Origin of the sequence: Brachybacterium vulturis, from assembly GCF_002407185.1 — a bacterium.
GTDB lineage: Bacteria > Actinomycetota > Actinomycetes > Actinomycetales > Dermabacteraceae > Brachybacterium > Brachybacterium vulturis.
The window spans coordinates 3,301,141-3,326,974 of the sequence record NZ_CP023563.1 but is presented as its reverse complement, the minus strand read 5'-3'; the positions used below and the strand labels follow the sequence as shown (position 1 = coordinate 3,326,974).

The following is a 25,834-nucleotide window of genomic DNA, read 5'->3' as shown; positions in this document are numbered from 1 at the left end:
GGTCAGCGGTCGCGCGGGTCCTCGGTGGCGTCGAGCACCTCGCGGGAGCGCTTCCACTGCGCGTAGAGCCCGCCGGCGAAGCTGACCACCACGATCAGGCCGACGATGATCAGCACCGTGGTGAAGGGGATCGGGATCCCGGCCGCGAAGAGCACGCCCCAGATGATGAGCAGGGACAGACCGATCAGCAGGGCATCGCGCAGGGCGCGCATGACGCGCGGGACGATGTTCACCGAGGCCACGCGCCGGCTGGCCACCGTGTAGTAGGCCGCGGCATCCTGGCGCAGACGTTCCTTGTCCACCGCCGGACGCGCTGCCGTGGCCGCCCCCGAGGGGGAGGACGACGACCGGGCACCGGTCGCCCGGGGAGCCCCTTCGGCGTCCCGGCGCGGGCCGCCCCGCTCCCGCGGGCCGTCGCCGTCACGGGTCGGTCCGGACGGCGCCCCGTCCGGGCGGTGGCCCTCGTCGATCGCCTTCCCGGCGGCACGCACGTAGGCGCTCGCCTGCCCGGAGGCCCGCCGGGCGGCATCCTTCGCCCCGGGCGCCTGCTTGCGGGCGGTGTTCCGTGCGGCCTTCGCATAGGTCTTCCAGTCGGCCATGGCGTCTCCTCGCCTCAGCGGTTCTCGTCGCGCGGGCCGCGGCGCCGCGGCTCTGCACGCTCGCGGATGTCGGCCTCACGGAGGTCGTCGCGGCGGTCGTCCTCGCGGAAGCGGATGTCGCCGCCGCCCCGCGCCTGTCGCTGCGGGCGCGGATTCCGCGCCCGGTGGTCGTTGTAGTACGACAGCCCCACGTTCAGCCCCAGCGTGATCACCACGGAGAGGGCGAAACCGGCGAAGGTCGAGCGCACCCCGGCCACGCGCAGCAGGATGAACAGCACACCGATCGTGACCACACTGAACCCGATGTGATCACGCACGCGCTGGACCAGGCTGCGGGGTCGTCGACTCATCCCGCCATCGTAGTCGCCGCACCTGAGTGTCCTCCGCAGCCGCGGCGGAGCGGTGCTCCTGGGACGAGCCGGAGACGCGATGCGGGAGGGGCCGCTCGAGTGAGACTCCCCGCACGCAGCGGCCCATGGTCCGAGCCGCGAGACAGAAGCGATACCCTGACCGTGTTCCCAGGGGTGGCATCGAGGCCAGTGCGGCCTGCCGCCCACTGCCGACATCGAGAGGAAATGCACCCCGTGGACCTGTATGAGTACCAGGCCCGCGATCTCTTCGAGAAGCACGGCGTGCCCGTGCTCGGAGGAGTCGTCGCGGAGGATCCGGCAACTGCCAAGGCCGGAGCAGAGAAGCTCGGCACCCCGGTCGTCGTCGTCAAGGCCCAGGTGAAGACCGGTGGCCGCGGCAAGGCCGGTGGCGTCAAGATCGCGAAGTCCCCCGAGGAGGCGGAGCAGAAGGCCTCCGAGATCCTCGGCATGGACATCAAGGGCCATACCGTCCACCGCGTGATGATCGCGGCCGGAGCCGACATCGCCGAGGAGTACTACTTCTCGCTGCTGCTGGACCGGGCCAACCGCAACTACCTCGCCATGTGCTCCGTCGAGGGCGGCGTGGAGATCGAGCAGCTCGCCGTCGAGCGCCCCGAGGCCCTCGCCCGCGTGGCCGTCGACCCCAATGTCGGGATCGACCAGGCCAAGGCCGAGGAGATCGTCGCGGCCGCGAAGTTCGACGCCGAGACCGGTGCCAAGGTCGCCCCCGTGCTGGTGAAGCTCTGGGACGTCTACCAGAACGAGGACGCCTCCCTGGTCGAGGTGAACCCGCTGGTCAAGACCGGTGCCGGGGACATCGTGGCCCTGGACGGCAAGATCACGATCGACGAGAACGCCGGGTTCCGCCACCAGGATCACGCCGCGCTGGTCGACGTCACCTCCGAGGACCCGCTGGAGACCAAGGCCAAGGCCCTGGACCTCAACTACGTCAAGCTCGACGGCGAGGTCGGCATCATCGGCAACGGCGCGGGACTGGTCATGTCCACCCTCGACGTGGTCGCCTACGCCGGGGAGAAGCACAGCGTCAAGCCCGCGAACTTCCTCGACATCGGCGGCGGCGCCTCCGCCGAGGTGATGGCCAACGGCCTCGACGTCATCCTCGGCGACGAGCAGGTCGCCGCCGTGTTCGTCAACGTCTTCGGCGGCATCACCGCCTGCGACGCGGTCGCCAACGGCATCGTCGGCGCCCTGAAGAAGCTCGGCGACGCGGCGACCAAGCCGCTCGTGGTCCGCCTCGACGGCAACAACGTCGAGGAGGGTCGCACGATCCTCGCGGACTTCGCCCACCCCCTGGTCACCCAGGCCGACACCATGGACGGCGGCGCCGCGAAGGTCGCCGAGCTCGCCGCCGCAGGAAAGTGAGCAGCACCCGACATGTCTATCTTTCTCGATGAGAACAGCAAGGTCATCGTCCAGGGCATGACGGGCTCGGAGGGCATGAAGCACTCCCAGCGCATGCTCGACTCGGGCACGAACATCGTCGGCGGCGTGAACCCGCGCAAGGCCGGCCAGACCGTCGCCTTCGAGGGCGGTGCGGAGGTCCCGGTCTTCGGGTCCGTCGCCGAGGCCATGGAGGCCACCGGCGCGAACGTCTCGGTGGTCTTCGTGCCGCCGAAGTTCGCCAAGAGCGCCGCGGTCGAGGCCATCGACGCCGAGATCGAGCTCCTGGTGATCATCACCGAGGGCATCCCGGTCAAGGACGCCGCCGAGTTCTTCAACTACTCGCAGGCCAAGGGCACCACCCGCATCATCGGGCCCAACTGCCCGGGCCTGATCAGCCCCGGCAAGTCCAATGCGGGCATCACCCCCTCCAACATCACCGGTGCGGGGACGCTGGGCCTGGTCTCGAAGTCCGGCACCCTGACCTACCAGATGATGTACGAGCTGGCCGACATCGGTTTCACCACTGCCATCGGCATCGGTGGGGACCCGGTCATCGGCACCACCCACATCGATGCGCTCGAGGCGTTCGAGAACGATCCGGACACCGCCGGCATCGTGATGATCGGTGAGATCGGCGGCGACGCCGAGGAGCGGGCGGCCGAGTACATCAAGGCGCACGTGACCAAGCCGGTCGTCGGCTACGTCGCGGGCTTCACCGCCCCCGAGGGCAAGACCATGGGCCACGCCGGCGCCATCGTCTCCGGCTCCGCGGGCACCGCGCAGGCCAAGAAGGAGGCCCTCGAGGCCGCCGGCGTCAAGGTGGGCAAGACCCCCACCGAGACCGCTGACCTGATGCGCGCGATCATCAAGGCCCAGGCCTGAGCGCCGAGCCCCAGGACGGCGACGGCTGAGTCCGTCGCCTCCGTGCGGCGCCCCGGATCCCCAGCGGATCCGGGGCGCCGCGCTTTCGTGGCCGAGAGCCCTGACGCCCGCGGTGAAAACGTTCCTCACCCCGCTGAGCGCCGACTAAGCTGGCCGGAACCCGCTGTGCGCCCGATCAAGGAGGAGACCCTGTGTCCGGAGATCTCATCGACACCACGGAGATGTACCTGAAGACGGTGTTCGAGCTCCACGAGGCCGGTATCGCCCCGATGCGGGCCCGGATCGCCGAGCGGCTGGGCCATTCGGGCCCCACGGTCTCCCAGACGGTCGCGCGGATGGAGCGCGACGGACTGCTGTACCTCGACGACCAGCGCCGCATCCGGCTCACCGACCAGGGCTCCGAGGTCGCCACCGATGTGATGCGCAAGCACCGCCTGGCCGAGCGGCATCTGCTGGACGTGATCGGGCTGGACTACGCCCACGTCCACGAAGAGGCCTGCCGCTGGGAGCACGTGATGAGCCTCGAGGTCGAGAAGCGCATCGCGCAGCAGGTCGCGCCCCCCTATCTGGACCCCTACGGCAACCCGATCCCCGGTCTCGCAGCCCTCGGGATCGAGGAGACCCACGCCACGCCGGAAGGTAAATTCCCGTCCACCCGGAGTCGAGAGCTGAGCGAGAGCGTCGCCGACGGGCAGAGCCTCCGGGTGCGTCTGGCCCGGATCGGGGAGCGGGTCCAGAGCGATGTCGACCTTCTCGGTGAACTCGCACGTCACGGCATCATTCCAGGAGCGGAGCTGGGGGTCGAGCGAGTGGGCGGCAGCATCATGCTGACCGGTCCCGACGGGGGAGAGGTGGCAGTGACCGAGCTCGTCGCTGATCAGCTCCATGTGACCCCGCTCCCGGCTGGGTAAAGGCTCCGTCAAGCTCTTCCCAGAACCTTCCAGTCATCCTGACTTTTCGAGCGCCCACCCCCTAGTGTCGAGGGCGTGCCGCGGCGAGAAGAGCCGGGGCATTCCCACCGGAGAGCCCCGTCGCGCACCGGATCGGGAGCAGAGACGTCCACCTGCGCGAGGGCATTGTCCGGGGGCTGGGAGCCATACGTGTCGAAGACTGCGAACTCTACCCACCGTCGCACCATGCGCACCGTGACCCCCGCCGTCCGTGCGGGCCGCGCAGGCGCCGGAGCGGCGATGGCCGCGGCGATGCTGTTCGGCGGTGCCTCCGCCGCCACTGCGGAGACCCAGGTCGAGGCCCCGCAGGCCGACGCGGCTCCGTCCCTGATCGCCCCCGCCGTCGCCCCCGCGGTCGGGATCCCGGCCGCTGAGGCCGCCACCGAGGAGGCGGAGCCCGCCCTCGCCCCCGTCGCCGGCACCATCTCCATCGAGGTCGGCCCGACGGAGGAGGAGATCGCCGCCGCAGAGGCCGCCGAGCGTGCCGCTGCCGAGCGCGCCGCCGCCGAGCGCGAGGCCGAGCAGCAGGACGAGCAGAGCACCGAGACCCGTCAGGACGAAGGCTCCTCCCGCTCCACGGAGCGCTCCAGCCGCGACGACGATCAGGACGACTCCTCCCAGGAGTCTTCCTCTGCTTCCTCCTCCTCGTCCGAGGAGTCGCAGCAGGAGAAGGCCGCTCCGGCACCCGCGGCCGGCAAGGGCAGCTCGATCCTCGCCACCGCCCGCTCCGGGGTCGGCACCCCGTACGTCTACGGCGGCACCTCCACCTCGGGCTGGGACTGCTCCGGTTTCGTGCAGTGGGTCTACGGCCAGCACGGCATCAACCTGCCGCGCGGCGCCGCCGGCCAGGCCGCTGCCGGCACCGTGATCCCGCGCTCGCAGGCGCAGCCCGGAGACCTGGTCTACAAGCCCGGCCACATCGGCATCTACGCGGGCGGCAACCAGTTCGTCGACGCCGGCAACTCCCGCGTGGACACCTCCGAGCGCAACATCTACTCCGGCAGCTGGACCTTCATCCGCGTCGGCTGAGTCCGCACGCCGCAGCGGCCCCGTCCCACCACACGTGGGGCGGGGCCGCTCCCCTTCCGGGACCCGTGCCGTGCGTGCTCGGACCGGACCGTACGCCTCGGGCGGAACCTCACAGGGCGGGCGGAGCTGCGGCGGATGCCTCCGGGTCACCGTCCCGGTAGCGTGGGGGCGTGAGCACCGCCCGCGACCTCCTCGCCCTCGTCCTGCTGCTGGGCGCCACCGTGCTCGGAGCCCTCTGGCTGCCGGCCACCTGGATCCACGACAACGTGGTCGACGAAGACGGCTTCCTGGCCATCACGGTGCCCCTCGCCGAGGATCCCGAGTTCCAGCGCCTGCTGAGCGACAGCGCGGTCGAGGAGATCCTCGGCGGCGATCGGGTCCCGGGCTGGCTCCAGCAGCGGCTGACCCCGCTGGCCGAGGAACAGGCCGAGAAGCTCACCGACACCGACGTCTACGGGACGCTCTGGGGGGCCTCGATGGCTGAGCTGCATCATGCCCTTTTCACCCCGGGTGCCTCGGAGCTCGACGTCGATCTCGCTCCCGCGATCGACCGGATCCTCACCCCGGTGGAGGAGAAGCTTCCGATCGACATCCCCCGCCCCGAGGATGCCACCGTCACCCTGGCCACCATTCCTGACGTCCCCCTGCTGACCGCACTGTCCGCAGTGACCCCCTGGGCCCACTGGGCCGGTCCTGCCGCGCTCGTGCTCCTGGTGCTCGCGCTGCTGCTCGGTGCGCACCGACGCACCCTCCTGGTGGTGGCCGGGCTCGGCGGCATCCTGGCCGGGGCCGCGGTGTGGTGGCTCGGCACCCGGATCGAGACCGTCGTGCCCGACGCCGTGGACCAGGCGACCTTCCTGGGGCCGATCGTCCTGGAGTTCGAGAGCCGGTTCCAGACCGCGATGACGCCCCAGGGGGTCATCCTGCTGGGTGCCGGAGCACTGGTGACGGCGGTCGGCGTGGTGCTGATGGGGCTGCACCGACGCTGACGCCGCTGCCCCCAGCGGCGTCCGGCGCGAGCACGGGCACCGAGCCGGCCGCCCGGCGAGAGCTGCTCGGGAGGACCGCCGTGGAGGCGCTGCTCAGAGCAGTCCGAGACGCTCGAACGCGGTGACGATGCCGTGCTGCTGCGGTCCCGGGACGCTCACTCCGCCCGCCGCCTCGAGCACGGCGGCCGGAGCACCGTCGACGGCGATCGCGGTGCCGGCGGCGCGCAGCATCCCCAGGTCGTTCATCCCGTCACCGATCCCCACCGTCGAGGCATGGTCCATGCCCAGGTGCTCGGCGACCACCCGCACTCCGTCGGCCTTGTCGACCGAGACCAGGTGCAGCTCGCCGGAGCTGACGTCATCGGTGATCGAGTTGGGCAGCGCCCCCACCTCGGGCCCGATCTCGGACGCCAGGTGCTCCACCCGGAGCGGGGAGCCCCACAGGGAGATCTTCGCGAAGGAGGCGGAGACCAGGTCCGCGGGCAGGACGATCGCATCGATCAGGTCCTGCAGCCCGTGGCCCACCCCCTCCTGCGGGAGCGGAGGACGCACCCGTGCCCGCAGCTCAGCGGCGGAGCGCGGGGTGCACAGCAGCGCCTCGGGGGTCTCGAGGGTGAACGGGATGTCGTGGTGCTGAAGCACCTCCACGGCGCGCCGGCCCAGCTCCTCGGGGAAGCGCTGATCCTGCAGCAGCTGCTCGCCGACCCGGATCCAGCCGCCGGCGGAGGCCACCACCCCGTCGAAGAGCGCGGCGACCTCGGGGGCCACGATCGAAGCCGGACGACCCGTGCACAGCAGGATCAGGTGTCCGTTCTCCCGCGCTCGGCGGACGGCCTCCGCATGCGCTCGCGGGGCCACCCCCCGATGTGCGAAGGTGCCGTCGAAATCGATGAATACGCAGCGGCGATCTGCCACGGACGCTCCCTCTTCCCTGGTGTTCTCGGAGCCCTCAGAGTAGGGGAAGGGGGCTGGGCGTCACCGGAGTCTCCGGCCCGGGGCGGGACGAGGGGTCAGCGACGCCGATGGAGGCTCGCCAGCACCGAGACGGTGACGGTCCCGTCCGCCAGTTCCTCGAGCGCCTGCGGTGCCACGTGCCGGGCGCTCGGGGTCATCGCGACCAGGTCCCGGGCGGCCCGGCCCGACACCGCCAGCGGGAAGCGCACCTCCCGCACCTCCTCCGTCGTGAACAGGGGATCCAGCACGGCATGCAGCCGCTCCTCCTTGCGCGGGTCCAGGCCCACCATCCCGGGCACCGCGGCGCGCAGCTCGGCGAGATGATCGACCGCCGGCCGCACCACCAGCAGGTGGCCGCCCGGCGCCAGCACCCGTGCGAACTCCGGCGGATTGCGCGGGGCGAACACGTTCAGCACCAGATCCGCGGACCCCTCGGCGAGGGGGAAGCGGGTGAAGACGTCCCAGGCCGCTGCGGCGGCCCGCTCATGGGCGCGGGCGGCGAAGCGCAGGGCTCGCACCGAGGTGTCCACGCCCAGCCCGTGGGCCTGCGGCAGCTCCTCCAACAGCCCGGCGAGGTAGTACCCGGTGCCGCCGCCGATGTCGAGGACTCGCTCGGTGGTCCTCGGGGCGAGGTCGCCGATCGCGTCCCGCAGCGGCGCGTAGGCACCGGTGGCCAGGAAGCCGTCCCGGGCCCGGGCCATGGCGTCGTCGTCACCGCTGGTGGCAGGGGCGCCGGTGAGCAGGGAGACATATCCGGCCCGGGCCAGGTCGAAGCTGTGGCCGGACGGGCAGCGCAGGGTGCGCTCATCGATCCGCATCCGATGGTGGCAGTGCGGGCACTGCAGGACCTCGAGCCAGGAGGTCAGGGCGGCGGGGGCGGGGCGGGACACGTCAGCCAGGGTACGTCCCGCCCGGGACGGCATGTGGACCGACACCCAGCTCAGGCGCCGATGTACTCCTTCAGGTGCCTCCCGGTGAGGGTCGAGGCGTCGGCGACGAGCTCGGCGGGAGTGCCCTGGAAGACGATCCGCCCGCCGTCGGCGCCCGCGCCGGGACCGAGGTCGATGAGGTGATCGGCATGGGCCATCACCGCCTGGTGGTGCTCGATGACGATGACGGACTTCCCGGAGTCCACGAGACGGTCCAGCAGGGCCAGCAGCTGGTCGACATCGGCCAGGTGCAGGCCGGTGGTGGGCTCGTCGAGCACGAAGATCCCGCCCGCGTCGCGCAGGTGGGTGGCGAGCTTCAGCCGCTGCCGCTCACCACCGGAGAGCGTGGTCAGCGGCTGGCCGATGGTCAGGTATCCGAGCCCCACATCGTCCAGGTGCCCCAGCAGCTTCGCCGCCGCCGGCACCGCCGTCCCCGCGGCGGAGAACAGCTCCCGGGCCTGGGCCACGGAGAGGGCGAGCACCTCGGCGATGTCCTTCCCGCCGAAGCGGTGCTCGAGCACGTCGGCGCGGAAGCGCCGGCCCTCGCACTCCTCGCAGACGGTGGCGACGGTCTCCATGAAGCCGAGCTCGGTATAGATCATCCCGGCGCCCTTGCAGACCGGGCAGGCGCCCTCGGAGTTGTTCGAGAACAGGGCGGGCCTCACCCCGTTGGCCTTCGCGAACGCCTTCCGGATCGGCTCCAGCAGCCCGGTGAAGGTCGCGGGGTTCGAGCGGCGGGAGCCGCGGATCGCGGTCTGGTCCACCACGATCGCGCCGGCGTCCTTCGGCATCGAGCCGTGCACCAGGGAACTCTTCCCGGATCCGGCCACGCCGGTGATGACCGTGAGCACGCCGAGCGGGATGTCCACGTCCACGGACTGCAGGTTGTGGTGGTCGGCGCCGCGGATCTCGAGGGCCCCGGCGGGCGTGCGCACGGTCTTCTTGAGGGAGATCCTCCGGTCCAGGTGGGTGCCGGTGAGGGTGCCCGAGACCCGCAGCCCGGCCAGATCCCCCTGGTACTGCACGCTCCCGCCCTCGGCGCCCGCCCGTGGACCGAGGTCGACCACGTGATCGGCGATCGCGATGGCCTCGGGCTTGTGCTCGACCACCAGCACCGTGTTGCCCTTGTCCCGCAGGTCCACGAGCAAGGCGTTCATGGTCGCGATGTCGTGGGGGTGCAGCCCGATCGTCGGTTCGTCGAAGACGTAGGTGACGTCCGTGAGCGCCGAGCCGAGATGCCGGATCATGCGGGTGCGCTGGGACTCGCCGCCGGAGAGGGTGCCCGAGGGGCGGTCCAGGGACAGATAGCCCAGGCCGATCTCGGTGAACGCGTCCAGCAGCTCCGAGAGGTTCTGCAGCAGCGGAGCGACCTGTGCGGAGGTGTTCTGCTCACGCAGCCGGCGGACCCAGGCGGCGAGCTCGGAGATCTGCATCGCGCAGACATCGGAGATCGAGCGCCCGTCGATCCGTGAGGTGCGGGCGTGCTCGGCCAGGCGCGTGCCCTCGCACTCCGGGCAGACGATGAAGGTGACCGCGCGATCCACGAAGGCGCGGATGTGGGGCTGCATCGAGTCGCGATCCTTGGACAGCATCGACTTCTGGATCTTGGGGATCAGGCCCTCATAGGTCATGTTCGCCCCCTCGAGCTTCACCTTGGTGGGCTCCTTGTACAGGAAGTCGTGCAGCTGGCGCTCGGTGAAGGACCGGATCGGCTTGTCAGCGGGGAAGAAGCCGGAGGAGGCGAACAGCTTCTCGTACCAGCCGCCCGCGGAGTAGCCGGGCACCAGGAACGGGCCCTCCTCGAGGGACTTGTCCTCGTCGTACAGCTCGGTGCGGTCGAGGTCGGTGAGAGTCCCCATGCCCTCGCAGCGCGGGCACATGCCGCCCACCCGGGAGAAGGTGGTCCTCTCGGCGATGGTCCTCGCACCCTTCTGCACGGTCATCGCCCCCGCGGCGCTCACGCTGGGGACGTTGAAGGAGAAGGCGCCCGGGCCGCCGACGTGCGGCTCGGCGAGCCGGGAGAACAGGGTGCGCAGGTAGGCATTCGCATCGGTGACGGTGCCGACGGTCGAGCGGACGTTCGCGCCCATCCGCTCCTGGTCGACGATGATCGCGGTGGTCAGCCCCTCCAGGGAGTCGACGTCGGGCCGGGCCAGCTGGGGCATGAACCCCTGCACGAAGGAGCTGTAGGTCTCGTTGATCATCCGCTGCGACTCGGCGGCGATGGTCCCGAACACCAGAGAGCTCTTGCCCGAGCCGGAGACCCCGGTGAAGACGGTCAGCCGGCGCTTGGGGAGGTCGAGGGAGAGGTCCCGGAGGTTGTTCTCGCGCGCGCCGCGCACCCGGATCAGATCGTGGGCGTCGGCCGGATGGACGGGAGCGGACATCGGGAGCCTCCTGGGACACAGCGGGGCGCGGGGCGTCCCACGCCCGAGACATTCTGCCACCGCTCCGCGCGGTCCCGGCTAGCCTGGGGCGGTGACCGACACGACGCACTTCGACATCGCCCTGATCGGCTCCGGCTCCGCGAACTCCTTCCCGGGGCCCGAGTTCGCCGGCCGTAGCATCGTCCAGATCGACCGGGGGGTGGGACCCGACCGCGTCTTCGGCGGCACCTGCATCAACCTCGGGTGCATCCCGACCAAGATGTTCGTGCACACCGCGGAGCTCGCCCACACCCCGGCGGACGCCGCCCGCTTCGGCCTCACCGAGCAGCTTCGGCACGTGGACTGGCCGGCGATCCGGGATCGCATCTTCGGCCGCATCGACGCGATCTCCGCGGGCGGCGAGGAGTACCGCCGTGACCACGAGGACAACGCGAACCTCACCCTGCTGCGCGGCAGCGCCCGCTTCGTGGGACCGAAGACCCTCCGGGTGAGCGCGAACGACGGCGGCGAGCAGACCCTCAGCGCCGACACCATCGTGCTCGGCACCGGCTCCCGGCCGGTGCTCCCCCCGATCGAGGGCCTGGCCGAGGCGGCACCGCACACCTCAGACACGATCATGCGGATCGACCAGCTGCCGGCCTCGCTCGCGATCCTCGGTTCCGGGGTGATCGCCGTGGAGATGGCGCACATCTTCGCCTCCCTCGGGGTGGAGGTCACCCTGATCGCCCGCTCCCAGCGGGTGCTGCGCGCCGCGGACGCGGACGTCTCCGCCCGGCTGACCGAGCTCCTCGACGAGCGCCTCCGGCTGGAGCGGGGGCTCTCCACCACCTCCGTGCGCCGCACCGCGGACGGCATCGAGCTGCGCGGCGAGCGGGACGGGGCCGAGGTGCTGATCCGGGCCGAGGAGCTGCTGGTCGCCGTCGGCCGCCGGCCCAACTCCGACCTGCTGGACGTCTCCGCCGCGGGGATCGACACGGCCGAGGACGGCAGGGTGGCGGTGGATGCGCAGCAGCGGGTGCTCGGCGACGGGAAGGTGCTCGAGGGCCTGTGGGCCTTCGGCGACCTCTCCAGCGCGCACCAGCTCAAGCACGTGGCCAACCACGAGCAGCGGATCGTGCGGCACAACCTCCTGCATCCGCAGCAGCTGCGCCGCAGCGACACCATGCCCGTGCCCAGCGGCGTGTTCACCCATCCGCAGGTCGCGTGGGTGGGGATGGACGAGGAGACGGCGCGGCGCAGCGGCCGCGAGGTGAAGGTCGCGGTCCAGGAGTACGGTGACATCGCCTATGGCTGGGCCATGGAGGACACCACCGGCTTCGCGAAGCTCGTCGTCGACGCACGGACCACCGAGATCCTCGGCGCCCACCTGATCGGACCCGAGGCCACGACCCTCATCCAGCTGCTGATCCAGGCCATGAGCACCGGGCAGACCGCCCGGGACATCGCCGCCACCCAGTACTGGATCCACCCGGCCATGCCCGAGCTGATCGAGAACGCGCTGCTGCAGCTGGTGCCCTGACCTCCGGGCGGTGCACTCGGGCCCGGTCAGCTCACTGCTCGGCGCCGGGGAGGCAGGACTGCAGCGGATCCTGCTCGATCTCGGGCGCCGGGGTGGACTCCTCCCCGCTGCCGACGGCGTCCGTCGGCGTCGAGCTCTCCTCCGCGGAGGTCGGCTGCTCGTCCTCCGGGGGCGTCTCCGTGCCGGCGCTCTCCTCCTCCTCCGGCGGGGCGCCGGTCTCGGCGGGAGCGGTGGAGCCCGGCTCGGTCTCCCCGAGCACGGATTCCGGTGACTCCTGCGTCATCGAGTCCTCGATCGAGGCCTGGACCCACTCCTCGAGGTACGCGTAGTCGGGGTCGCCGGAGAAGGTGACGTCCTGGGTGATCGGGTAAGACGTGAATCCGGCGTCCTTGATCCGCAGGGCGAGGTCCACGAAGGCATCCAGGTTCTTCACCGGGATGTCCGTCTGGATGTTGTCCTCGGTGGCGTTGACCAGCCCCGGGATCGAGAGCGCGAGCGTGGTCGGATCCGCCTCCTCGGTCACGGCGCGCACGATGCGCTGCTGGCGGCACATCCGGTTGAAGTCGTTGGACCCCTCCCGGGACCGGGCGTACCAGAGCGCGTGGAAGCCGTCGAGCTTCTGCATCCCGGGCTCGATGTAGCCGTCGATCGCGCTGGCGCCGCCACCGATCGGGATCCTGCGCTCGACGACCAGGTCCACGCCGCCGAGGGCGTTCACCAGGTCCTCGAAGCCCTGCAGGTTCACCATCGCGTAGTAGTCCATCTGCAGCCCGAGGGTCTCCTCGACGGCCCAGCGGGTCACGGTCAGCCCGGGCTCGGGATCGTTCGGGAACAGATCCGGGCGGTCGTCCGCCCAGGTCCACACCGCGTTGATCAGGGACTGGTCCGGCCCGAAGTAGTCGAAGCCGTCCGGGAACACCTCGGCGGCGGGGGTGCCCTCGGGGAACTGCACCTTCTCGAGGTTCCGGGGGATGGAGAACAGGGCGGTGCGGCCGCTGGCCGTATCGATCGAGGCGACCATGATGGTGTCGGGCCGGGTGCCGGTGCGGGTCACACCGGCGTCCTGGCCCAGCAGCATGATGTTGACCCGCCCGGCGTTCGCCCACGGGTCCTCGCCGGAGGTGAAGGGGTGCGCCCCGCCCTCCCCGCCGCCGAACACGGTCCGGGAGCCGACCAGACCCTGCAGCGCCCACAGCGACTGGACCCCTCGGGTCGCGGGCACGGCCACGGCGACCACCATCAGCGCCGCGAGGGCCAGTGCCAGGGAGCGCTTCGCGCCCGCGAGCCGTTCCCGGGTGGAGTGGGCGAGGTTCGCCAGCACGATCTGCAGGGCCCAGAGGAGTCCCACCGCGCCGAGGGCGATCATCGCCCCGATCAGGATGCCGCGCTGGGTCAGCAGCATCATGCCGGTGCGCAGCGGGTCGCCGAACAGCAGGAAGGCGCAGATGACCACGAGTGCGAGCAGCACCACCGTCAGCAGCACCCAGCCGAGCCGGCGCATCCGGGTGGTCACCAGGCCGGAGCCCGGGAGCAGCGAGGTCAGCACGGTCCAGAACGCGACCTTCGGCAGCGATCCGGAGCTCTCCCGGTCCTCGTCGGCGGGCCGGGCGTCGTCCGTGGCCCGAGGGGCGGCGTGGGTGGGGGAGACGGGAGCGGACGCGGCGGCGGCAGGGGTGCGGGGCGAGGTCGCCGCCCACACGTCCTGCTCGGCGGCGGGCTCGGCGGGCAGGGCCGCGCGGCGGCGACCGCGGGCCCCGGGCGCAGCGCCGCCGGTGCCACCGGCGTCACCGCTGCGCGCGGCGGCAGGGTCCGCGTCGAGGTCGTCAGCGGCCGCGGCGGGGGACTGTGCGCCGGCGGCGGGGGACTGTCCGCCGGCGGCGGGGGAGTGCGCGAGCTGCTCGAGCGGGAAGGCTGCGCGGCGGCCGCGCGCGCGGCCCTCGGACTGCCCCGCGGGCGGCTCGACCTCGGCCCGCGGGGGACGGGCGGCGCCGGGCTCGGGAGCGGCGGCCTCGGAGCCGGTGGCCTCGGCGGGACTGGCCCCGGAGGGTGCGGACGGCGCCGAGGCGGCGCTGCCGCCGAGCCAGGTGCGCTTCTCTCCCGACGCGCCGAAGGCGGCATTCCGATTCCGGCGTGCCTCGTCCGGTGACAGCGGCGGCGAGGCACGTCGACGGGCCGGCTGCTGGTGTCTGCCGGACCGACGGCGCCTGCGGGGGGAGTCCGAGGAGTGGTCCGTCATGGACCCCATCCTAGATTCACCAGCTCTCCTCGTCATGCCACGGCCTGTGTGGGGGTCGTGGAGGAGACGCGGGCGGTTCCGTATCCTGGACGCATGCGTCTGATCCATACCCCGTCGACCGACCTCACGTACGACGACTGCTTCTTCCTGCCGAATCGTTCGGCCGTCACCTCACGCTTCGACGTCGACCTCGGCAGCGACGACGGCTCGGGCACCACGATCCCGCTGGTCGCGGCCAACATGACGGCCGTGACCGGGCGCCGCATGGCGGAGGTGATGGCTCGCCGCGGCGGGCTCGCCGTGCTGCCCCAGGACCTCTCCCCGGAGCGGATCGACTCGATCGTCCGTTCGGTGAAGTCCCGTGATCTGCTGGTCGATCATCCGCTGACCCTCACCGCCTCGGGAACCCTCGGCCAGGCTGCGGACCTGCTGCCCAAGCGTCCGCACGGCATCGTGGTGGTGATCGACGAGCAGCATCGCCCCCTCGGGACCGTCTCCACCGAGGAGATCGCCGGGCGGGACTCCTTCTCCGAGGTGGGGGAGGTGCTCAGCGAGGACGTCCCCGTGCTGCGACCCGCGGATCTCACGGTCGATCCCGCGCAGCTCCATGCCCGTATCGCGGCCACCCACCACGATGCGGCCGTCGTCGTGGATGAGGACGGCGCGCTGCGCGGCGTCCTCACCGCCACCGGGGTGCTGCGCTCGACGATCTACCGCCCGGCCACGGACGCCGCGGGTCGGCTCCGCATCGCGGTCGCCGTCGGGGTCAACGCCGACGTCGCCACCCGGGTGCGGGAGCTGGTCGAGGTCGGAGCCGACGTGATCGTGCTCGACACCGCCCACGGCCATCAGGACAAGATGCTCGAGGCGCTGCGCACCGCGCGCGAGGCCCTCGGCCCCCGGGAGGGCACGGCGGTGCGGCTCGCGGCAGGCAACATCGTCACCGCCGAGGGCACCCGTGAGCTCCTCGAGGCCGGCGCCGACATCGTCAAGGTGGGCGTCGGACCGGGCGCCATGTGCACCACCCGGATGATGACCGGCGTGGGGCGCCCCCAGTTCTCCGCGGTGCTGGAGTGCGCGGCCGAGGCCCGTCGCCTCGGCGGGAGCGTCTGGGCGGACGGCGGGGTGCGCCACCCCCGCGATGTCGCGCTCGCTCTCGCCGCCGGCGCCTCCAACGTGATGATCGGATCCTGGTTCGCCGGCACCTTCGAGTCGCCCGGTCAGATGCGCACCGATGAGAACGGTCGACGCTTCAAGGAGTCCTTCGGCATGGCCTCCAAGCGCGCGGTCTCCCACCGCACCGCGCACGAGGACGCCTTCGCCCGCGCCCGCAAGGGCCTGTTCGAGGAGGGCATCTCCACCTCGCGCATGTACCTCGCCGAGGGGCGGGGCGGGGTGGAGGACCTGCTCGACCAGATCACCGCCGGGGTGCGCTCCTCGTTCACCTACGCGGGGGCCGCGACCACTGCCGAGTTCCGGGAGCGGTCCGTGATCGGCCTGCAGGGGGCGGCCGGATACGCCGAGGGGCGCCCCGTCTCCGATTCCTGGAGCTGAGGCCGGCCCGCTCAGGACGCGCCCGGCGGCCGCAGCCGTATCGGCGACGCCGCCGCCGGGACGTCGGACCACTGGCACCGGGTACGATCACCCCATGACGACTCTCGTGATCGGTGGCGCTGGATACATCGGATCGCACGTGGTGCGACTCCTCCTGGAGCAGGGGCAGAAGGTGATCGTGGTCGATGACCTCTCCACCGGCCTGCGCCGGCGCACCGAGGGGGCGGAGCTGATCGAGCTCGACGTCACCCTCCCGGACGCGCGCGAGAAGCTCGCCTTCCAGATGCGTGCCTCCGGTGCCGATTCGGTGATCCACTTCGCTGCCCACAAGCAGGTCGGCGAATCCGTCGAGAACCCCGAGATGTACTGGCACGACAACATCGGCGGGCTCGCCAACGTGCTGGCCGCCTGCGCGAGCGCCGAGGTGCGGGACGTGGTGTTCTCCTCCTCGGCCGCGGTCTACGGCATGCCCGATGTGGACCTGGTCACCGAGGACCTCGCCCCGCAGCCGATCAACCCCTACGGCGCGACCAAGTACGTGGGGGAGTGGATGCTCGCCGACGCGGAGCGCGCCCATGACATGCGCACCGTCGCCCTGCGCTACTTCAACGTCGCCGGGGCCGGCTGGCCGGAGCTGGCGGACACCGCGGTGATGAACCTGGTGCCGATCGTGCTGGACCGGCTCGAGAGGGGACAGGCCCCGGTGGTCTTCGGGGACGGCTACGACACGCCCGACGGCACCTGCATCCGCGACTACGTGCACGTGCTCGACCTCGCCCACGCCCACATCGCCGCCCTGGACTACCTCCGGGGCGAGGAGCGCCCGCACCGGACCTTCAACGTCGGCACCGGCGAGGGCTCCAGCGTGCTCGAGGTGATCGACGCGATCGCGCGGGCCCAGGGCATCGAGATCACCCCCGAGATCGGAGAGGCGCGCGCCGGGGACCCGGCCCGGCTGATCTGCTCCGGGGACCGCATCGCCCGGACCCTCGGCTGGAAGTCCGAGCACGGCCTGGACGACATCGTCCGCTCCGCCGTCGAGGCGCGCACGGCCGGGATCACCCCCGACGTCGAGGCCTATCCCGAGGGGTGACCCGGCGCCGCGGGGCGGTGGGGCTCGGGCTGGAGTCCGGTCCGGCGCGGCTCGGGCCTGAGTCCGGTCCGGCGCGGCTCGAGCTGGAGTCCGGTCTGGTGGGGCTCGGGCCTGTCATCCACTGGCGTCATATGAGCAGACGTCCCCGTATGCGGGGACGTCTGCTGGCACAGCGCCAGTGGATGCGATCCTGGACCGAGCCGGGTCGGCTCAGGTGAGATAGCGGTAGATCGGGTCCTCGGGATCCACGCGCTCGATCTCCATGTTCGAGGCGGCCATCCGCGCCATCAGCGGCTCGAGATCCTCACGATCACCGATCTCGAGCCCGACCAGCGCCGGGCCCGCCTCACGGTTGTTGCGCTTGATGTAGTCGAACAGCACGATGTCGTCGTCCGGTCCCAGCACCCGGTCCAGGAAGCGGCGCAGCGCGCCCGGCTCCTGCGGGAAGGTCACCAGGAAATAGTGCTTGAGGCCCTCGTGCACGAGGGAGCGCTCCACGATCTCGTTGTACCGCGAGACGTCGTTGTTGCCGCCGGAGACGACCACCACCACGTCCCCGGTCTCCTCCTCGGGATCGGCGGCCTCGTGCCCGCCGCGGCCGAGGTGCTCGATCGTGCCGGTCGCCACCGCGGTCGAGGTCAGCGCACCGGCGGGCTCGGCGATGATCCCCTCGACCTGATAGAGCTCGAGCATCTCGGTGCAGATCGCGCCCTCGTCGACCGAGATCAGCTCGGGACTGATGGCCTGCACCATCCGCAGCGGTCCGGCGCCGACCCGGCGCACGGCGGCGCCGTCGACGAAGCGGTCCATCTCGTGGAGGGTGACCGGCCTGCCTGCGCGCACCGCCGCGGCCATCGAAACCGCCCCGGCCGGCTCGACCCCGATGATCCGGGTCGAGGGGCTCCGTTCGCGCAGCCAGGCACCGCAGCCGCCGAGCAGACCGCCGCCGCCGACGGGCACCACCATCGTGCCCATCTCACGGCCGTGCTCGGTGCGCAGCTGCTCCGCCGCCTCGAGGGCGACCGTGCCCTGACCCGCCATGATCAGCGGATGGTCGAAGGGCGGGACCTGTGTGGCGCCGGTGCGCTCGGCATCGTCGGCAGCCGCCTCGGCGGCATCGTCGAAGGTGTCCCCGATCAGGATCAGCTCGACCAGCTCGCCGCCGATGGCGGTGATCCGCTCGCGCTTCTGCCGCGGCGTGGTGCCGGGGACGTAGATGCGCCCGCGGATGCCGAGGGCGCGGCATGCCTGGGCGACGCCCTGGGCGTGATTGCCGGCGCTCGCCGCGACCACGCCTGCCTCCCGTGCCGCCCGGTCGAGGGAGTCGAGGAAGAGATGGGCGCCGCGGAGCTTGTACGAGCGCACGGACTGCAGGTCCTCGCGCTTGAGCCACACCGGCACCCCGGCCAGCTCGCTCAGCCGTTCGCTGTGCTGGAGCGGGGTGCGCCGGAGCACCGGGGCGAGGCGCGCCGCGGCGGCCTCGATGTCCGGGGCGCGCACCGGCAGCTCCGCAGCCTGCACGGTCTCCGTCGTGGTGGGCTCCCTCATGCTGTGTCCTCCTCGCTCGCTCCGGAAAGTGCGATGACCAGGGCCGTCGCCATCGCGGCCACCCCTTCGCCGCGCCCGGTGAGTCCCAGGGCGTCGGTGGTGCTGCCCGAGACCGTGACTGCTGCGCCGGCGGCGGCGCTCATCGCGGCGCACGCCTCCTCGCGGCGTCGGGACAGGCGGGGCCGATTGCCGATCACCTGCACCGAGATGTTGCCGATCCGGAAGCCGGCCTCCCGCACCAGACGGGCCGCCTCGCCCAGCAGTCGCGCACCGGAGGCACCGGCCCACTCCGGCCGGTCCACCCCGAAATGGGATCCGAGGTCACCGATCCCGGCGGCGGCGAAGAGCGCGTCACAGGCGGCATGGCAGGCGACATCGGCGTCGGAGTGGCCGGCCAGTCCCGGCTCTCCCGCCCAGTGCAGTCCCGCGACCCACAGCTCCCGGGCGGGGTCGGCCGGGGCGAAGGCATGCACATCCACCCCGATGCCCACCCGCGGCAGCGGTGCCGGGACGGGCGCGGTCATCACCGCCCGTCCCCGGACCCCGTGCCGGCGGCGTCGATCCGCGCCAGCAGCCGGTCGATGTCGTCGTACGTGACCTGTGGGCTCGTGCCCAGCAGGAGCGGCATCCCGGACACCTGCGGGATGCCGAGGGCGTCCGGGAGATCCACGGTGCTGATCACCAGGTCCGCCCGGAAGTCGGCCGAGAGCAGATCCATCACGGTGGCCTGGACGACGTGCGCCTCGCGGCTGCGGGCCGCGAGGTGATCGCGCACCTGCTCCGCGATCAGTGCGGACGTGGCGATCCCCGCGCCGCACACGATGGCGATGGTGAGCATTCGTTCTCCTGGACTGTGGTGGGGTGGAGGGCGGTGCCCCGAGCTGCTGAGGTGCTCCGCAGCGGCAGCACCGGCGAGGACCGATTCTGTCATGTCCTGGCTGGGCGATCCACGGGAGGTGCGCGGGCGTCTACGATTGCCCGCGTGACCCAGCCCCGCCGCGCCCGCACCCCCCGCCCGCCCGGGCGGGCCGCCGGTGTGGTGCTCGCCGGCGGATCGGGCACCCGGGTGGGGGCCGGGATCAACAAGGCGTTCCTGCCGCTGGCCGGGCGCAGCATCGCGGCCTGGGGCCTCAATACGCTCGCCGCTGTCGAGGGCATCGGGATCCTCGTCTTCGTGGTCCGTCCCGACGATCTCGAGCATGCACGATTCGTCAACGCCCGGGAGACCGACTCCCCGCTGGAGATCATCACCGGGGGAGAGACCCGCCAGGAGTCCGAGCTGCTCGCCCTGCGGCACCTCGCCGACCGCATCGACGCCGGCGCCATCGACACCGTGCTCATCCACGACGCGGCCCGCCCGCTGGTCTCCCACGGCCTCGCCTCGGCGGTGCTGCACGCGGCACGGGAGGTCGGGGGCGCCGTTCCCGGCACCCCGGCCTCCGACATCGCTCCCGTGGGCACGGACGACACCCTCGTGGCGGCACCCGCCCCCGGTCGGGGCGCCCTCGTGCGCGTGCAGACCCCGCAGGGCTTCCATGCCGCGACGATCCTCGACGCCTACGAGGCGGCCGCGCGGGACGGCTTCGTGGGCACGGACACCGCCTCCTGCGCCGAGGAGTACACGGAGATCCCGGTCGCCTGGGTGCGCGGCGAGGAGACCAACTTCAAGATCACCTACGCGCAGGACCTGCTCCTGGCCCAGGACGTGGTCAGCGCGCTAGGTTTGAGGTCACGGTGAGGAGGAGCCGATGAGCGTCGAGGAGAGCAACCTGCGCTGCACCGCCTGTGAGCGGGAGGCGGAGCACGTGGTGGTCTATGCGGGCCGCTTCGTGTCCCAGATCCAGTGCACCGGATGCGGTGCGGTGACCAGGCTCGATGTCTCCGAGGCCTATCTTCCCGATCTGCGCCAGCGCATCTCCAGCAAGCCCCGGCGCCTGCTGCGGAGGCTGCGTCGGGATCCCGGGGAGCTGGCGAGCAGCCTCCCGATGAGCACGCTGTCCAAGCCGGCCCGGATGGCCGGGGAGTTCCGGGCGGTGTGGAGGAGCCGGCGGGGCGGCTGAGCGCGGCGCAGCGGCGGGACGCCCCCCGCGGGATCAGCTGCGGCGCGCGAGCCCATGGCGGTGAGAGGTGTCCCGGGCCAGTCCCAGGGAGATCTGCGCCTGCCAGAGGCTGAGGCGGTCCAGCACGGCGAAGCCGGCGTGCGAGCCGTGCACCGTGCGCACCCGCGCCCCGTGCTCCAGCGCCGCCCGGATCTCGTCGAAGCCGCCGGCGTCCTCGGGAGCCTCACCACCGGTGAGGACCACGGACTCGAGCATCCCTCGACGCACCAGCCGCGGGCTCTGCAGTCCGGCCAGGGTCGAGCGGTCGATGTTGCGCAGACCGTCGGGGCGGACCTCCTTGACGGAGTCCGTCATCGTGATCACCGGGACCACGGCGTCATCGTCCTGCTGCAGCGCTCCCAGCACGTCGCGCACGACCGAGCTCGGGGTGAGGGCGCGCTCGGCGTCATGGAGCAGCAGCAGCTCCTCCTCGCACCGGTCGAGGGCGGCGCGCAGCGCCGCCTCCCGGCCGCCGGCGACCCTGATCACCGGCAGGCTCCGTCCCAGACTCGTGCGCAGCTCGGCGTGAGCGGCCTCGCCGGTGATCACCAGCGGGGCCGGCAGGCCGCTGCCGTGCAGGGTGCCCAGCAGCCGATCGATGAGCCGGGAGCCTCCGAGCCGTTCGAGGCACGGGGTCGCCGCGCCCCGGGGCAGGCCCGGGGCGGGGGGTGCGAGTGCGAGGATGATCGGACGCACGGTGATCGGTCGCGAGGTGGAGGACACGGGGGAGGGCGTGCTCAGGAGGCGAGGACCTCGTCGAGGATGGTCTCGGCGCTGACCTCGTCGGTCTTCTCCGCCAGTGCGAGCTCGGAGACGAGGATCTGCCGCGCCTTGGCCAGCATCCGCTTCTCCCCGGCGGACAGCCCGCGGTCCTGATCGCGGCGCCACAGATCGCGCACGACCTCCGCGACCTTCTTCACATCGCCGGAGGCGAGCTTCTCGACATTCGCCTTGTAGCGGCGGGACCAGTTGGTGGGCTCCTCGGTGTAGGGCTGGCGCAGCACCTCGAAGACCTCCTCGAGGCCCTCCTTGTCCACGACATCGCGCACGCCGACGAGGTCGACGTTCTCCGCGGGGACCTCGATGGTCAGATCACCCTGGGCCACCTTCAGCTTGAGGTAGGTGCGGTCCTCGCCCTTGATGGTGCGGGTCTTGACCTCTTCGATGAGCGCGGCACCGTGGTGCGGGTAGACGACGGTCTCGCCGACGGCAAAGTTCATGTGGTGGGTCCCCTTTCCGCGCGCCAGTCTAGCATCGCGGGCCCGTGATAAAATGCCTGCCGACCTGGTGGATAGCCTTCTCCGAGGGCCTTCTTCGAGGGTCTTCTCCCCGAGCTCCTCCAGGGATGCGGGTGGATCCGTCGCGTCACGTGTCCCGGCATCTCGGGGAGCTCGCGGTGGGGTACCCTGTCAGGGCTGTCCCAGTACGTCCCCGCCGCTCAGCGGTATCGAACAGGAGTCCTCCGTGCGCCGTTCCCGCCGTTCCGTGCTCTCCGCCGCCGCCCTGGGCCTGGCGCTCGCGGCCACCGGCTGCACGTACTTGTCCCCGGTGCAGACCAAGGTCTTCTACAATGCGGCCGATGGCACCAATGCGACGATCCTGAAGGACGAGTCGTTCTTCGCCGGCGTGCGCAATGCGGTGCTCGTGTTCGGCTACGAGGGCGAGGGCCCGATCTTCTACACCTCGGTGGTGAACTACTCGGACGAGGAGACCACCGTCGAGCTCGAAGGGCTCGTCGAGGGCGAGAGCGTGTTCACCGCCAGCATCCAGGTCCCCGCCCACAGCACCGTCGAGATCGGGCCGGAGGAGGGTCAGCAGTCCGTGCCGGTCGGTGCTGTCGACGTCCTCCCCGGGTCGGTCATCACGCTGGACGTCGTCGCCGCCGGTCAGAGCACCACCATCTCCCTGCCGACGCTCACTACCTCGCTCGACTACTACGAGCTCGAGGAGCCGGCCGCGGGCTGAGCCCCGCCCCACCGATCCCCTCGCGGAGCGCCCCGCAACCGAGGCTGCGGGGCGCTCCGCGTCGCCGGGGCCGGCCTGCCGGACGCCGTCCTGTCAGCTGCCGGACTCGAGCTTGTAGCCCAGGCCGCGCACCGTGATCAGACGCACCGGATTGCGGGGGTCGTCCTCGATCTTCGCGCGCAGCCGCTTGACGTGCACGTCGAGGGTCTTGGTGTCGCCGACGTAGTCGGCTCCCCAGACCCGATCGATGAGCTGGCCGCGAGTGAGCACCCGGTCCACGTTGCGCAGCAGCATCTCGAGCAGCTCGAACTCCTTCAGCGGCAGCGCCACCTCCTGGCCGCGCACCTCGACCACGTGCCGCTCCACGTCCATCGTGATGTCGGCGGTGCTCAGGACGGAGTCGCCCTCCTGCTCCGCGGAGTCCTGGCCGCGACGCAGCACTGCCCTGATCCGGGCCAGCAGCTCGCGTGAGGAGTAGGGCTTGGTGACGTAGTCGTCCGCACCGAGCTCCAGCCCCAGGACCTTGTCGAACTCGTCGTCCTTGGCGGTCAGCATGATGACCGGGACGCTCGAGCCGCGCCGGATCTCGCGGCACACCTCGGTGCCGCTCATCCCGGGGAGCATGAGGTCCAACAGCACCAGGTCGGCCCCGTGGGCGGTGAAGATCCGCAGTCCATCGGTGCCGTTGTCCGCCACGGCGACCTCGTACCCCTCCTTCCGCAGGGAGTAGGAGAGCGGATCGGAGAAGGACTCCTCGTCCTCCACGATCAGGATGCGCGTCATATCAGTGTGCCTTCCCCGACCGGTGACCGGTCGATGTGGTGCGTGCGGGGGCGGGGTGCTGCGCGGCATCGGCGGCCGCGGCCCGTCGTGCCCCTGCGGTGATGGTCTCGGTGCGGCCCATCTCGGGCAGTCGCAGCGTGAAGGTCGAACCCTGACCGGGCAGCGACCAGGCGGTGACCTCTCCGCCGTGGTCGCTCGCGATGTGCTTGACGATCGCGAGACCGAGCCCGGATCCGCCCGTGGCCCGGGAGCGTGCGCGGTCCACCCGGAAGAACCGTTCGAAGACGCGCTCCAGATGCTCCTTGGCGATGCCCATGCCCTGGTCCTTGACGCAGATCTCGACCATGCCGTCATCGCGCCGGACGGAGACCCCCACCCGGGTGCGGGGGTCGGAATAGGTGATCGCGTTGGAGATCAGGTTGGACAGCGCGGTGGTGAGCATCGAGGCGGAGCCGAAGACCTGCAGGCCGGCCGCGCCTCCGACGGCGACGTCGATCCTCGCACCGAGGGCGTAGTTGCGGTTCAGGGCGATCGCGCTCTCGACCACCTCGTCGATCTCGATCGGCTCCGCATCCGGCAGTGCGGAGTGGCCCTGGACGCGGGAGAGCTCGATGATCTCCTGGACCAGATGGGAGAGCCGGTGGGTCTCGCTCTGCATGCGCGCGGCGAAGCGGCGCACCGCCTCCGGGTCCTCGGCGGCGTCCTCCATGGTCTCTGCCAGCAGCGTGATCGCGCCGACGGGGGTCTTCAGCTCGTGGGACACATTGGCCACGAAGTCCCGGCGGGTCTCCTCGACGCGCACCGCCCGCGTGAGGTCGTCGGCCAGCAGCAGCGCTCCGTGCTCGCCGAGAGCCCCGATCCGTACATCGATCACGGACTCGGAGCCGCCCTGGCTCGCACGCTGCAGCGTCAGGCGCTCGTCCCGGAAACCGCCGTTGCGGCCGACGTCGGCCGCCAGCTCCATCAGCTCGCTGCTGGCCAGGCGCGGATAGTCGCCCTCGGCCGCGCGGACGATCCCGTAGGAGTAGGCCAGCGGCGAGGCCCGCAGCACATCGCCGGCGGCGTCGAGCACCACGTAGGCGGAGGACAGGATCGCCAGCACCTCCGTCGCCGCCTCGGGGATCATCGGATCGAGTGGGGCCGGGCCCGAGCCGCGTCGCCGGTCCGAGCGGGCGAGCGTCAGCGTGGCGGCGACGCCGATCACCAGACCGATCGCGCCGGCGAGCACGAGGAGCGCAGTCAGGGGCACATGCACAGCGTAGGCCCCCACCATGCTCCGACCGGCGCAGCACCCGGCCGCGAGGCCGATCCGGCCACGAGTTCACCTGGGGGATGCTCCGGGTTCATGGCCTGTCGCCTCCTGTTCATCCCGCGCTGGGAGGATCACGGCACGAAGCCCCATCGGAGTGAGGAGAACCCCCATGCGCGAGGCGTACCAGAGCGATCTGCGGCACATCGTCGACGACCTGGTGGATATGGCCGAGATGGTCGGGACGGCGCTCGACGGTGCGACCTCCGCACTGCTCGAGGGCGAGCTGGCGCTGGCGGAGCGGGTGGTCACCGCCGATCCGCACCTGGATGCCCGGCAGCTGGAACTGGACGCGAAGGCGGTCGAGCTGCTGGCGCGGCAGGCTCCCGTGGCCACCGATCTGCGCCTGCTGGTCGCGACGCTGCGCATGAGCTCCTCGCTCGAGCGGATGGGTGATCTGGCCGCCCACGTCGCACTGGTCGCGCGCCGGGCGCATCCCGAGATCGCGGTGCCTGCACAGCACCGGGAGCAGATCGCTCGGATGTCCGAGCTGGGCCTGACCGCCCTGCGGACTGCCGCCCAGGTGATCCAGGACCGGGATCTGGCGCTCGCGGCCCAGGTCGAGAAGCAGGATGACGAGCTCGACGAGCTGATGCTCACGATCTCGCGCGAGATCTCCCGCAGCGACGAGGACACCTACACCAATGCGCAGGTGATCGACCTCACGCTGCTGATCCGCTTCTACGAGCGGATCGGCGACCACGCGGTCTCGCTGGTGCGTCGCGTCGGCTTCCTGGTCACCGGTGACTCGCTGGACACGCTCAGCGAGGGCGTGGACGTCCAGGAGTTCTGAACCCCCGGCCCCGCCGAACGCCGCAGGGCGCCCCGCAGCTGCGGGGCGCCCTGCGGCATGGTCGAGCCGGGATCAGCCGCGGTTGGGGCGCGGCCGGCGCGTGGTGAGCCGTTCCGCACCGGTCTGTGCGCCGCGCTTGGCCGCCACCCGCAGCCCCTGCAGGATCACGCCGGAGACGGTGGCCCACAGCATCATCTTCCAGACGGGCTGGTCGTGCGAGGGATCCTTGATCGCGGCGATCTCAGCCTTCGCCAGGCCGTCCTTCTTCGCCTGCTTCCGACGCCGGGCGACATCCTTCTTCACGGCCTTCTGCGACTTCACGGTCGGTGCGTCCTCGCCGAAGACGGCGCCCCAGCCGGCCGCGGCGGCCTTGTTGCCGATGACGCCGGCGATGATGCCCGCCACGGGGACGGCGATGCTCACGAGCGGATTGGCCACTGT

Annotated in this window: 26 protein-coding genes; 12 read left to right on the top strand and 14 right to left on the bottom strand. The window is 71.5% G+C overall.

The genetic code is table 11. The features are described from left to right. Positions 1–2: 2 nt before the first annotated feature. Together CFK38_RS14955 and CFK38_RS14950 are read right to left on the bottom strand one after the other, a co-directional pair. The gene (locus CFK38_RS14955) at positions 3–599 is read right to left on the bottom strand and encodes a hypothetical protein (protein WP_096803789.1); all 597 of its coding nucleotides are present in this window, start codon (positions 597–599) and stop codon (positions 3–5) included. 14 nt (positions 600–613) lie between these two features. Then, on the bottom strand, positions 614–949 hold the full coding sequence (locus CFK38_RS14950; RefSeq protein ID WP_245851105.1) for a hypothetical protein: 336 nt from the start codon (positions 947–949) through the stop codon (positions 614–616). 234 nt (positions 950–1,183) lie between these two features. Here CFK38_RS14950 and sucC point away from each other — a divergent pair, with 234 nt between their 5' ends. From sucC to CFK38_RS14925, 5 genes are all read left to right on the top strand, one after another. Continuing rightward, positions 1,184–2,353 (top strand): ADP-forming succinate--CoA ligase subunit beta, encoded by a 1,170-nt coding sequence (sucC, locus tag CFK38_RS14945; protein ID WP_096804392.1) that lies wholly within the window; start codon positions 1,184–1,186, stop codon positions 2,351–2,353. A gap of 12 nt (positions 2,354–2,365) precedes the next feature. Further along, on the top strand, positions 2,366–3,256 hold the full coding sequence (gene sucD / locus CFK38_RS14940) for a succinate--CoA ligase subunit alpha (RefSeq protein ID WP_096803788.1): 891 nt from the start codon (positions 2,366–2,368) through the stop codon (positions 3,254–3,256). Positions 3,257–3,447: 191 nt separating this feature from the next. Beyond that, positions 3,448–4,167: a metal-dependent transcriptional regulator gene (locus CFK38_RS14935; RefSeq protein WP_096803787.1), complete on the top strand. Its 720-nt coding sequence runs from the start codon at positions 3,448–3,450 to the stop codon at positions 4,165–4,167. Positions 4,168–4,392: 225 nt separating this feature from the next. Beyond that, positions 4,393–5,235, top strand: a complete 843-nt coding sequence (locus CFK38_RS14930) for a C40 family peptidase (RefSeq protein ID WP_245851103.1) — start codon at positions 4,393–4,395, stop codon at positions 5,233–5,235. Positions 5,236–5,405: 170 nt separating this feature from the next. Next, positions 5,406–6,224, top strand: a complete 819-nt coding sequence (locus tag CFK38_RS14925) for a hypothetical protein (protein WP_096803785.1) — start codon at positions 5,406–5,408, stop codon at positions 6,222–6,224. Between the two features lie 93 nt (positions 6,225–6,317). Here the strand turns inward: CFK38_RS14925 and CFK38_RS14920 are convergent, their stop codons facing one another. From CFK38_RS14920 to CFK38_RS14910, 3 genes are all read right to left on the bottom strand, one after another. Continuing rightward, positions 6,318–7,139: an HAD hydrolase family protein gene (locus CFK38_RS14920; RefSeq protein WP_096803784.1), complete on the bottom strand. Its 822-nt coding sequence runs from the start codon at positions 7,137–7,139 to the stop codon at positions 6,318–6,320. A 95-nt stretch (positions 7,140–7,234) separates the two neighbouring features. Next, positions 7,235–8,068 carry a putative RNA methyltransferase gene (locus CFK38_RS14915; RefSeq protein ID WP_096804391.1) on the bottom strand — a complete coding sequence of 278 codons (834 nt, stop codon included), beginning with the start codon at positions 8,066–8,068 and terminating at the stop codon, positions 7,235–7,237. 50 nt (positions 8,069–8,118) lie between these two features. Then, entirely contained in the window at positions 8,119–10,494 is a 2,376-nt protein-coding gene (locus CFK38_RS14910) for an ATP-binding cassette domain-containing protein (RefSeq protein ID WP_096803783.1), read from the bottom strand. Positions 10,495–10,585: 91 nt separating this feature from the next. Here CFK38_RS14910 and CFK38_RS14905 point away from each other — a divergent pair, with 91 nt between their 5' ends. Further along, on the top strand, positions 10,586–12,013 hold the full coding sequence (locus CFK38_RS14905; protein ID WP_096803782.1) for a mycothione reductase: 1,428 nt from the start codon (positions 10,586–10,588) through the stop codon (positions 12,011–12,013). A 31-nt stretch (positions 12,014–12,044) separates the two neighbouring features. Here CFK38_RS14905 and CFK38_RS17800 read toward each other — a convergent pair whose 3' ends face one another. After that, on the bottom strand, positions 12,045–14,249 hold the full coding sequence (locus tag CFK38_RS17800; RefSeq protein ID WP_096803781.1) for an LCP family protein: 2,205 nt from the start codon (positions 14,247–14,249) through the stop codon (positions 12,045–12,047). Positions 14,250–14,342: 93 nt separating this feature from the next. Here CFK38_RS17800 and CFK38_RS14895 point away from each other — a divergent pair, with 93 nt between their 5' ends. Then, positions 14,343–15,803, top strand: coding sequence for a GuaB1 family IMP dehydrogenase-related protein (locus tag CFK38_RS14895; RefSeq protein WP_096803780.1), 1,461 nt, complete (start codon positions 14,343–14,345; stop codon positions 15,801–15,803). Between the two features lie 94 nt (positions 15,804–15,897). Then, entirely contained in the window at positions 15,898–16,896 is a 999-nt protein-coding gene (galE, locus tag CFK38_RS14890) for a UDP-glucose 4-epimerase GalE (RefSeq protein ID WP_096803779.1), read from the top strand. Between the two features lie 210 nt (positions 16,897–17,106). Here galE and ilvA read toward each other — a convergent pair whose 3' ends face one another. Genes ilvA through CFK38_RS14875 form a run of 3 tightly spaced genes read right to left on the bottom strand, consistent with a single transcriptional unit; the run spans position 17,107 to position 19,282 of the window. Further along, entirely contained in the window at positions 17,107–18,444 is a 1,338-nt protein-coding gene (ilvA, locus tag CFK38_RS14885) for a threonine ammonia-lyase IlvA (protein WP_096803778.1), read from the bottom strand. Further along, positions 18,441–18,968, bottom strand: coding sequence for a 2-C-methyl-D-erythritol 2,4-cyclodiphosphate synthase (ispF, locus tag CFK38_RS14880; protein WP_096803777.1), 528 nt, complete (start codon positions 18,966–18,968; stop codon positions 18,441–18,443). The genes ilvA and ispF overlap by 4 nt, the downstream gene beginning before the upstream one ends. Continuing rightward, positions 18,968–19,282: a PTS sugar transporter subunit IIB gene (locus tag CFK38_RS14875; protein ID WP_096803776.1), complete on the bottom strand. Its 315-nt coding sequence runs from the start codon at positions 19,280–19,282 to the stop codon at positions 18,968–18,970. The genes ispF and CFK38_RS14875 overlap by 1 nt, the downstream gene beginning before the upstream one ends. A 144-nt stretch (positions 19,283–19,426) precedes the next feature. On the opposite strand from CFK38_RS14875, the gene CFK38_RS14870 reads away from it, so the two are divergent. Continuing rightward, positions 19,427–20,182 (top strand): IspD/TarI family cytidylyltransferase, encoded by a 756-nt coding sequence (locus CFK38_RS14870; protein ID WP_096803775.1) that lies wholly within the window; start codon positions 19,427–19,429, stop codon positions 20,180–20,182. A 10-nt stretch (positions 20,183–20,192) separates the two neighbouring features. Next, entirely contained in the window at positions 20,193–20,504 is a 312-nt protein-coding gene (locus tag CFK38_RS14865; protein WP_096803774.1) for a hypothetical protein, read from the top strand. Positions 20,505–20,537: 33 nt separating this feature from the next. On the opposite strand, the gene CFK38_RS14860 is transcribed toward CFK38_RS14865, so the two are convergent. Both CFK38_RS14860 and CFK38_RS14855 read right to left on the bottom strand, forming a co-directional pair. After that, a complete protein-coding gene (locus CFK38_RS14860) occupies positions 20,538–21,266 on the bottom strand; it encodes an IspD/TarI family cytidylyltransferase (protein ID WP_096803773.1) in 729 nt (242 codons plus the stop codon). A 14-nt stretch (positions 21,267–21,280) separates the two neighbouring features. Beyond that, a complete protein-coding gene (locus CFK38_RS14855) occupies positions 21,281–21,763 on the bottom strand; it encodes a CarD family transcriptional regulator (RefSeq protein WP_096803772.1) in 483 nt (160 codons plus the stop codon). Positions 21,764–22,007: 244 nt separating this feature from the next. On the opposite strand from CFK38_RS14855, the gene CFK38_RS14850 reads away from it, so the two are divergent. After that, positions 22,008–22,508 carry a hypothetical protein gene (locus tag CFK38_RS14850; protein WP_096803771.1) on the top strand — a complete coding sequence of 167 codons (501 nt, stop codon included), beginning with the start codon at positions 22,008–22,010 and terminating at the stop codon, positions 22,506–22,508. Between the two features lie 93 nt (positions 22,509–22,601). Here CFK38_RS14850 and CFK38_RS14845 read toward each other — a convergent pair whose 3' ends face one another. Together CFK38_RS14845 and CFK38_RS14840 are read right to left on the bottom strand one after the other, a co-directional pair. Further along, positions 22,602–23,291: a response regulator transcription factor gene (locus CFK38_RS14845; RefSeq protein ID WP_096803770.1), complete on the bottom strand. Its 690-nt coding sequence runs from the start codon at positions 23,289–23,291 to the stop codon at positions 22,602–22,604. Position 23,292: 1 nt separating this feature from the next. Then, entirely contained in the window at positions 23,293–24,540 is a 1,248-nt protein-coding gene (locus CFK38_RS14840; RefSeq protein ID WP_096804390.1) for a sensor histidine kinase, read from the bottom strand. A gap of 172 nt (positions 24,541–24,712) precedes the next feature. Between CFK38_RS14840 and phoU the strand changes: the two genes are divergently transcribed. Beyond that, positions 24,713–25,393, top strand: a complete 681-nt coding sequence (gene phoU / locus CFK38_RS14835; RefSeq protein WP_096803769.1) for a phosphate signaling complex protein PhoU — start codon at positions 24,713–24,715, stop codon at positions 25,391–25,393. Between the two features lie 72 nt (positions 25,394–25,465). Here the strand turns inward: phoU and CFK38_RS14830 are convergent, their stop codons facing one another. Continuing rightward, on the bottom strand, positions 25,466–25,816 hold the full coding sequence (locus CFK38_RS14830) for a DUF4235 domain-containing protein (RefSeq protein WP_245851101.1): 351 nt from the start codon (positions 25,814–25,816) through the stop codon (positions 25,466–25,468). Positions 25,817–25,834 lie beyond the last annotated feature (18 nt).